Source organism: Cohnella suwonensis (assembly GCF_042655365.1).
GTDB classification, from domain to species: Bacteria; Bacillota; Bacilli; order Paenibacillales; family Paenibacillaceae; genus Cohnella; species Cohnella suwonensis.
Map to the genome: position 1 here is coordinate 714 of NZ_JBHSMH010000112.1, position 8,272 is coordinate 8,985.

Genomic DNA, 8,272 nt, shown 5'->3' on the forward strand with positions numbered 1-8,272 from the left:
TGTGTCTGTCGCTGTATCTTCCTTTAATATTGCTTCGGAAGGAACTCCGAGTTGAATTCCAATATCTCTGAGATATTCCCATTCCGTTGTCGTGACTTTAAGAGTCGAACCGCCTGAAGGTAAAATATAGGGAGCAAATCCTCTGTGATACAATTCTGCTGCCCTTTCCATCAATTGAGGCTGGCTTCCGCCAGGAACTAATATTACATCCGCTTGCTCAAGAGCGGTTTCGAAAAACATAAAATCTGAGATGCAATCAAAGGGATATGCCATGATTTATTATCCTTTCAGTTTGATCTTGCATCAATTTCTGCTAACGTTCATGTGTTCACGACGTCCCACCACCTTAAGCCCGAAGGGCGGCCGCGATGCGGTTAGGTGGTGCGGATGTGTCCGGCTGATTCCGCTTCTCTGCTACTGCCAAATACTTCTCTGAATCCTCATCTAACTCCTGCCGGACCGAGGGCCGAATGGCCCGATGCGTGAACATGGTGTTAGCAGAAGTTGATGCCTTCATGAAATACTTTCGAGAAATGTTTATTTAATCCAATTTGGAATATGGGTCACAAAATACTGTCCTATCTTTGTTAATTCTTTCATTACATAGCTTATTTTTTGTGCATCTAAAAACCAATTTTCTTTGGTTATACCAGTATTATCTGTCACTGGGCTTACAAAAAACATTGTATCTTTGGGAAAGTAGACCTGATAGGTAAGCAATGCTCGACGAGCATGATAAGATTTACAAACTAATATTACTTTTTGTGGATTTAACCGATTCTGCTGGAGTACATCCCATGACTTCCATGCATTCTGAAACGTGTCTGTCGCTGTATCTTCCTTTAATATTGCTTCGGAAGGAACTCCGAGTTGAATTCCAATATCTCTGAGATATTCCCATTCCGTTGTCGTGACTTTAAGAGTCGAACCGCCTGAAGGTAAAATATAGGGAGCAAATCCTCTGCGATACAATTCTGCTGCCCTTTCCATCAATTGAGGCTGGCTTCCGCCAGGAACTAATATTACATCCGCTTGCTCAAGAGCGGTTTCGAAAAACATAAAATCTGAGATGCAATCAAAGGGATATGCCATGATTTATTATCCTTTCAGTTTGATCTTGCATCAATTTCTGCTAACGTTAATGTGTTCACGACGTCCCACCACCTTAAGCCCGAAGGGCGGCCGCGATGCGGTTAGGTGGTGCGGATGTGTCCGGCTGATTTTGCTTCCCTGCTGCTGAAATACTTCAGTCGACTCTACTTCCCTACTCCTGCCGGACCGAGGGGCGAATGCCCCGAAGCGTGAACATGGTGTTAGATGATGTCGGAGCCTTCGAAGTGTTACATTCAAAATTATTGTTGTTCTTTGTTATCCCTATTCAACCCATGTTCTATATCAAATTGTCGATTTGCTTCTCTTATCATTCTATTTTGTTTAATAATAAATTTCCACAATGACAAAATTAACCCAATAATTGAAATCACTATTCCAAAGATTAATGTCATTTGAGTTATATTCCAGATTTCATTTGGTGTAATCATTTTTAAGTACTGATAATCTCCTGCTCTATCATTTAGGGAAGTGTAAATAATAATTTTTTCAAGACCACTTAAGCCAATTAAGAAGATTCCTGTTATTAAAAAGGCTAATCCAAAAGATCTCAAATTATTTCCCCCAATGATAAAGAAAAATGGTTCGGCACTTTAGTTTTTAAGCTTTGGACCCGATTTCATCTAACGTTCGTGTGTTCACGACGTCCAACTCCCTTAAGCCCGGAGGGCGGCCGCGATGCGGTTAGGGAGTTGGATGTGTCCGGCTGATTGTGCTTCCCCGCCACTGCCAATTGCATCCCCGAATCCTCATCTAACTTCTGCCGGACCGAGGGGCGAATGCCCCGAAGCGTGAACATGGTGTTATACGAAGGAACCCTCATCCGCGAGAAGCTTTCAGCCATCTTATCATTTAATTCTGATTTGTTTCTTTATTAACATGATTTGACCAATATGATATGCATTATGAATACACAAATTAGAAACTACTCCCCACCAAGGAGCATTGAAATATTCTGGCAGTATTTTTGTAAACTTTGATTCATCAGATTCTTCAAGCGCAGTTCTCCAGCTATCAAATACATTCCTAAGTCTCTCTAATGTCTCTTTCCATCCAGATTCATTAATTTGGTCTAAATCCAAATAAAACGTTTCTTCATTACTAATTGTTTTTTTCATTTCAAATTCCTCGGTTCTAAATCGCTCTAACCATTTCTCATTCCAATAAATTAGATGATTTACAATAGACCAAATGGTTTGTTTATTTCCAGTGGTTGCTTCTTCTACTGTTAAATCAATAAGAACTTCTTCAAGCGGAATAAACCAACTCTTGTCATTGTAACATGCAGTTATTTGATCTAATAAAATTGATTTATAAGTCATAAAATTTCCTCTTTCATAATTGATTTAGGGTTCTTTCGTATAACGTTCATGTGTTCACGACGTCCCACCACCTTAAGGCTCCGACAGGAGCCGGCCGCGATGCGGTTAGGTGGTGCGGATGTGTCCGGCTGATTAAACTTCCCTGCTACTGAATTACTCCAGTCGAATCCGCTTCCTACTTCTGCCGGACCGAGGGCCGAATGGCCCGAAGCGTGAACATGGTGTTATACGCAGTCCATGCCTTTAATCACTTTTTGTTATTTGATTTAACGTTATTCCTAATTCTCTTAAAAATCCCTCTGCTCTTATTAAAAACTCTCTTACAATAGGGCTAATTTCAAATTTAGAATAGAGAACTATTTCAATTTTTTTATCAGTCGCATCTGGATAAGTTTCATAAATTTGTCCACTTTCAACGAATTCAATATATGTATTTAATTTCTCTTGAAGTAATAGTAAATGATCATATTCTTCAGCTTCTGTCCATCCTAGATGGTCAGAAATACTAAGAAGAACTTTATTCTCATTCCGATCAGTTCCAATAAAATCAATTACATTACTTTCGCTAATGGACAATATATTCGTTCTCCTATCTTTTTTTGTGCCTTGTGGATTGCGTATAACGTAAATGTGTTCACGACGTCCCACCGACTTAAGGCGACAAAGTCGCCGGCTGCGCGAATGCGCAGTTAGTCGGTGCGGATGTGTCCGGCTGACTCTGCTTCCCTGCTGCTGAATTACTTCTATGAATCCACTTCTAACTCCTGCCGGACCGAGGCGGCTCGTCCGCCGAAGCGTGAACATGGTGTTAGATGTTGTTCTTAGCGGGGCCTCTTCGATTACTCTAGCAGCTCAAATCCGATCTGTTTCCGGTTTATGAGGAAACGTTCCATTGTATCTTCGAGTATACTTTCCACATTCAAATCGGTCTGTTTCCGGTTTATGAGGAAACGTTCCATTGTATCTTCGAGTGCGCTTTCCACAGTCAAATCGGTCTGTTTCCGCTTTATGAGGAAACGTTCCATATTCGGAGCCATGCCGCCCAAACCAATTCAAGAATCCGTTAAGGATTCTACCGCTTCAAAATTGGCCTCACCACAGGCATTGTTCTTGACCTTCCCCGCTAAGAATTTCATCTAACGTTCGTGTGTTCACGACGTCCTACCGACTTAAGGCGACGAAGTCGCCGGGCGCGATGCGCTTAGTCGGTGCGGATGTGTCCGGCTGATTCCTCTTCTTTGCTACTGCCAATTGCATCCCTGAATCCTCATCTAACTCCGGCCGGACCGAGGGCCGAATGGCCCGAAGCGTGAACATGGTGTTATCCGATGGACTTGCCCTCTTCGATTATGCTGAATATCCTTTGTTTATTATTATCCCGTTATTTCAATTGGAAAATATAAATAAAGATCTCCATTCGTTTCTAACGGGTTGTAATACTCATGTACTGCTCCAACGATTGAATAATTGTTATCAGGTAGAAATTCGTGAATCATATAATTAAACTTTTCTTGATATGTATTTTGATTGCATTTAATAACTGCATATTTATACGACGGAATTATCCACTTAATCCATCCTATTGGTGCAGTCGAGTTCTCCAACACTTCACAGCCAGCTAAATATTTACCTTGATCTGTCCAACGTTCAAAGCTTTCAGAAATATCACTCATGGCTCCCCAAATTCCAACGATATTACCTTCATTATCTGTCTTAGCTAATTCTCGAATTTCTTCAAACTTATTATTTGCTTCTTGCCAGATTGCTGGAATCCAATTAAGGCTTTCGGCTGCAAGGCCTTGCCCTACCTTACCGATAACTGTAAATGATTTCTTTTCTTCAAAGTGTACAGTCATTCGACACACTCCTGATTTATTATTTGAATATTGCTTTGCAAGTCTTTCGGATAACGTTCATGTGTTCACGACGTCCCACCGACTTAAGGCGACGAAGTCGCCGGGCGCGATGCGCTTAGTCGGTGCGGATGTGTCCGGCTGAATTCCGCTTCCTTGCTACTGCCAATTACATCACCGATACCTCATCGGCCCCCTGCCGGACCGAGGGCCGAATGGCCCGAAGCGTGAACATGGTGTTATCGGAAGTCTCCGACTTCTTGAAATACTTTCAAAGTGTTCGTGATTTTTAATCCGATCATTATATGATTTTTTTGCTCATCGAATTATTAAATCTTTAATTCCATTTACTTAGTGGTATTATAACCCAGTATTTCAAATTTCGCTCTTAAATTGACCTAAATAAAAGACTCTGTTCCCGATTAGTGTTGTTTTGTTAAACTATCGGGGAGGATATTTCAATATGCTCTGAACAATTGTGTGAAAGAGGTTCTAAACTGATAGGGGGATGTACATTATGGATTGGATTGTTCGTTCAGCCATACATACTGATGAAACTAATGTGATTGAGGCGATACGGTCCTTATGCGCGGAATTAAGGGCAAAACCAGATGTTAGGCTACCTTTATCAGCATCAAAAGTTTTTCAAAGGATTATAAATAACACGATTCCTGGTGCTGTTATTGTTGCAGAAACGAATAACGGAGATCTCATAGGGTGTGCAACAGTCTCTGTTCAAGAAGTAATATTCAGAGGTGGCCCTTATGCACTTATACAAGAACTTTGGGTTCATCCATCTTATCGAAATCATTCGGTAGGCGCGGCACTTATTAGTTCAGTAGAAGAGTTTTGTCGAAAGCATTCACTTAAACGGTTGGAAGTATGTCTGCCACACGAGAGTTTTGTTACCTTTAACAAGACACTCAAGTTTTATGGTCGTGTCGGCTTCACTGAAAACGGTCCTTACATGGCAAAAACGATATCTGAGAACTGAATTCTGCTTTCGCACTCGGAGATTTCCGATAACGTTCATGTGTTCACGACGTCCCACCACCTTAAGCCCGAAGGGCGGCCGCGATGCGGTTAGGTGGTGCGGATGTGTCCGGCTGAATATGCTTCCCTGCTGCTGAGTTTCTCCAGTCGAATCCACTTCCCTACTCCTGCCGGACCGAGGGCCGAATGGCCCGATGCGTGAACATGGTGTTAGACGAAGTTCCTGACTTCTTGTGTTCGCATACTTGAAGCTCTTATTATCATTAAGAATTAGGTGTATTATCGTTTTGACTACGTAATTCTTTAATGATTAAATCAAGTCTATCAATTACTTTTTCATCATTTATTATTCTCTTCCTCAATTCATGATGAATTGAACCTAAGCCCATAAGGACAAGAATCATAAATAATACAACATAGAAATTCATGTTTTCACCTTCTTCAAGAAAATGAATGATTTTATTTTCTATTCCATTACGAGAAAAAAGAATTGTCATTGGAATTCTCGACAAGCTCTAGATTAAAGGTCTTCATTAAGCTCTTTCAATTCTTCATTTACAAATTCTGTATCTACAGAAAAACTCCTTCTCGAAATAAAGAGGGAGTCTGGAAAATGTGTTTTGTTGTCATTCTTTCAGGAATTTCGTCTAACGTTAATGTGTTCACGACGTCCCACCACCTTAAGCCCGAAGGGCGGCCGCAATGCGGTTAGGTGGTGCGGATGTGTCCGGCTGAATATGCTTCCCTGCTACTGCCAATTGCATCCCCGAATCCACTTCTAACTTCTGCCGGACCGAGGGGCGAATGCCCCGAAGCGTGAACATGGTGTTAGATGAAGTTACCTTGAGTTACTTACAAAGCCCCTTAATCCATCTCTTAAAATATTAATTCCTTCTATCACGTTCTTCATATTATCTTCGTTGTTCATATTATTCCTTGCATGTAATAATACCGGACTTAAAGATTCTACTGAATTACCGAATTGATACATCCATTCATATCTTGGAACCATCCATAAATGGAAGTGATGTGTTGTGTCTTCATTATAAAAGTAATAAACCTTGTCAATTCCTAATCGCTCTCTTTGTTCTTGCCTGATCTTATGTATTAATGAGATATATTCAAATCGCTCTTCTTCTTTCAATTCATCCATACAATAAAAATGTCTCTTCGCTGCCAAAATTACTAACCCTTTGATTGGATAAGCAACATCTTGATGAACATGAAAATTAGATGATTCATAAATCACTCCGCCAGTTGGTGTGATCAAGCCACTTGTCAAAGCGCAACTCAAACACTCAACTTCTACTGATCTTCCATCAGCTAATGTGGCATGTCTTGGCATTAAGCACCTCAAGGTTTAATTAGAACTTGCTTCGTAATTTCATCTAACGTTCATGTGTTCACGACGTCCAACTCCCTTAAGCCCGGAGGGCGGCCGCGATGCGGTTAGGGAGTTGGATGTGTCCGGCTGATTCCGCTTCCTTGCTACTGCCATTGCATCCCCGAATCCTCATCTAGCTCCTGCCGGACCGAGGCGGCTCGTCCGCCGAAGCGTGAACATGGTGTTATAAGATGTCCCCGCCTTCTTTGAACAGCTCAAATAATCTCTAATTCATTCACTTTATTTAGATACTTTATGTCAATGTTATATTTCTTCAACTTCTTATCCTTAACCTCATTCCATTTATCTGCAAAAATATAAAACATATTTCCAAAATTCATGCCTTCAGGTAAAGCATCCTCAAATTTAATTTCGTCAATTTCAAAATCAGGAATATTGTCAATCTCATGCACTTCAGCAAAAAAGACCATTTCCAAGCTCTCATTCCATTGATATATTCCAAAAGGTATTAACTCAAATCTTACTGCTCCAGTTTCTTCAAATAATTCTCGACTAGCGGTATGTAAAAGTGTTTCCCCATTCTCTCTATTCCCTCCTGGGATCTCCCAACCTCCACGCTTTTTGTTATAGATTATAATAAATTGGTTTTTGAATTTTGCGATCACCACAGCAAACTTAACTGGTTCATGTTCAACGTCATTTAATTCATACCAACGATCCATTCTTTGTTCTTCCTCACTTGTGTTTAATGTTTCGCGGGGATTTCTTATAACGTTAATGTGTTCACGACGTCCCACCACCTTAAGCCCGAAGGGCGGCCGTGATGCGGTTAGGTGGTGCGGATGTGTCCGGCTGATTCCGCTTCCCTGCTACTGAATTTACTTCAGTCGAATCCGCTTCCCTGCTCCTGCCGGACCGAGGGGCGAATGCCCCGAAGCGTGAACATGGTGTTATAAGATGTCCCCGCCTTCGAAGCTCCGCTCAAAAAATGCCCTTATGCCCTAAAAAATTAAATCTTCTTCTATTGGTATTTCATGCTCTTGACAAAAATCTCTATACTTCTTTAATACTGTGTAGATATCATCTTGTCCTATCACTCTATTATCTTCATCAAAGTATTGAAGTGCTCCGCCTAGAATAAATAATGTTACTACTTCTTCATCTTCGGTTATTAATGTATGAATATCTCCAGGGGGTTCAAAAATGAATGTCCCTGGTCTTGCTATCCAATCCCTCTCTTGGTATCTCCATTTCCCCTGAATATTGTATCCAATTACAGTACCACCAGTATGTCTATGACGTGTTAATATTTGATTGCTTTTGATCTTAAACAAATACGTCCAAATACCTGTATTTAAATCGAATCTTAATGGTTTGAAAAAACAATTAGCATTTCCTTGATCAAATGGAACCCAAGGTAGTTCATCAATATTAAATACTCTTTCTGGTAATTGGAACTGCTCTGCCAGCAAGATTACTGAATCTTCTATTAGGTTACTCATAGTAATAACCGCCCTATCTTTTGTTGTATTAGCTCTTGCGGGGATTTCTTATAACGTTCATGTGTTCACGACGTCCCACCGACTTAAGGCGACAAAGTCGCCGGCTGCGCGAATGCGCAGTTAGTCGGTGCGGATGTGTCCGGCTGA

11 protein-coding genes are annotated in these 8,272 nt (G+C 41.0%); 1 reads left to right on the top strand and 10 read right to left on the bottom strand.

All coding sequences use genetic code 11. The annotated features are described in order from the left end of the window. The 6 genes from ACFPPD_RS24690 to ACFPPD_RS24715 form a co-directional block, all read right to left on the bottom strand. Positions 1-273: YdcF family protein (locus ACFPPD_RS24690; protein WP_378083746.1), on the bottom strand; the 273-nt coding region annotated here is incomplete at its 3' end. A gap of 264 nt (positions 274-537) precedes the next feature. Then, positions 538-1,092, bottom strand: a complete 555-nt coding sequence (locus tag ACFPPD_RS24695; protein ID WP_209751946.1) for a YdcF family protein — start codon at positions 1,090-1,092, stop codon at positions 538-540. A gap of 260 nt (positions 1,093-1,352) precedes the next feature. Next, on the bottom strand, positions 1,353-1,664 hold the full coding sequence (locus ACFPPD_RS24700; RefSeq protein WP_209751944.1) for a hypothetical protein: 312 nt from the start codon (positions 1,662-1,664) through the stop codon (positions 1,353-1,355). 294 nt (positions 1,665-1,958) lie between these two features. Further along, positions 1,959-2,432, bottom strand: coding sequence for a DinB family protein (locus ACFPPD_RS24705; protein WP_209751942.1), 474 nt, complete (start codon positions 2,430-2,432; stop codon positions 1,959-1,961). A 243-nt stretch (positions 2,433-2,675) separates the two neighbouring features. After that, entirely contained in the window at positions 2,676-3,008 is a 333-nt protein-coding gene (locus ACFPPD_RS24710) for a DUF6572 domain-containing protein (protein WP_209751940.1), read from the bottom strand. A 797-nt stretch (positions 3,009-3,805) separates the two neighbouring features. Continuing rightward, a complete protein-coding gene (locus ACFPPD_RS24715) occupies positions 3,806-4,288 on the bottom strand; it encodes a GyrI-like domain-containing protein (RefSeq protein ID WP_209751938.1) in 483 nt (160 codons plus the stop codon). Positions 4,289-4,802: 514 nt separating this feature from the next. Here ACFPPD_RS24715 and ACFPPD_RS24720 point away from each other — a divergent pair. Further along, positions 4,803-5,279, top strand: a complete 477-nt coding sequence (locus ACFPPD_RS24720) for a GNAT family N-acetyltransferase (protein ID WP_209751936.1) — start codon at positions 4,803-4,805, stop codon at positions 5,277-5,279. Positions 5,280-5,541: 262 nt separating this feature from the next. On the opposite strand, the gene ACFPPD_RS24725 is transcribed toward ACFPPD_RS24720, so the two are convergent. The 4 genes from ACFPPD_RS24725 to ACFPPD_RS24740 form a co-directional block, all read right to left on the bottom strand. Then, entirely contained in the window at positions 5,542-5,775 is a 234-nt protein-coding gene (locus ACFPPD_RS24725; protein WP_209751934.1) for a hypothetical protein, read from the bottom strand. Between the two features lie 341 nt (positions 5,776-6,116). Next, positions 6,117-6,623 carry an HIT family protein gene (locus ACFPPD_RS24730; protein WP_209751932.1) on the bottom strand — a complete coding sequence of 169 codons (507 nt, stop codon included), beginning with the start codon at positions 6,621-6,623 and terminating at the stop codon, positions 6,117-6,119. A gap of 254 nt (positions 6,624-6,877) precedes the next feature. Next, a complete protein-coding gene (locus tag ACFPPD_RS24735) occupies positions 6,878-7,345 on the bottom strand; it encodes an NUDIX domain-containing protein (protein ID WP_209751930.1) in 468 nt (155 codons plus the stop codon). A 279-nt stretch (positions 7,346-7,624) separates the two neighbouring features. Beyond that, positions 7,625-8,125 (bottom strand): 2,4'-dihydroxyacetophenone dioxygenase family protein, encoded by a 501-nt coding sequence (locus tag ACFPPD_RS24740; RefSeq protein WP_209751928.1) that lies wholly within the window; start codon positions 8,123-8,125, stop codon positions 7,625-7,627. Between the last annotated feature and the right edge of the window lie 147 nt (positions 8,126-8,272).

Excerpts from the sequence above, each read along its gene's own strand:
- ACFPPD_RS24720 (WP_209751936.1), top strand. The coding sequence starts at position 4,803 with ATGGATTGGATTGTTCGTTCAGCCATACATACTGATGAAACTAATGTG.
- ACFPPD_RS24735 (WP_209751930.1), bottom strand. The coding sequence starts at position 7,345 with ATGGATCGTTGGTATGAATTAAATGACGTTGAACATGAACCAGTTAAG.
- ACFPPD_RS24730 (WP_209751932.1), bottom strand. The coding sequence starts at position 6,623 with ATGCCAAGACATGCCACATTAGCTGATGGAAGATCAGTAGAAGTTGAG.
- ACFPPD_RS24725 (WP_209751934.1), bottom strand. The coding sequence starts at position 5,775 with ATGACAATTCTTTTTTCTCGTAATGGAATAGAAAATAAAATCATTCAT.
- ACFPPD_RS24705 (WP_209751942.1), bottom strand. The coding sequence starts at position 2,432 with ATGACTTATAAATCAATTTTATTAGATCAAATAACTGCATGTTACAAT.
- ACFPPD_RS24740 (WP_209751928.1), bottom strand. The coding sequence starts at position 8,125 with ATGAGTAACCTAATAGAAGATTCAGTAATCTTGCTGGCAGAGCAGTTC.
- ACFPPD_RS24715 (WP_209751938.1), bottom strand. The coding sequence starts at position 4,288 with ATGACTGTACACTTTGAAGAAAAGAAATCATTTACAGTTATCGGTAAG.
- ACFPPD_RS24695 (WP_209751946.1), bottom strand. The coding sequence starts at position 1,092 with ATGGCATATCCCTTTGATTGCATCTCAGATTTTATGTTTTTCGAAACC.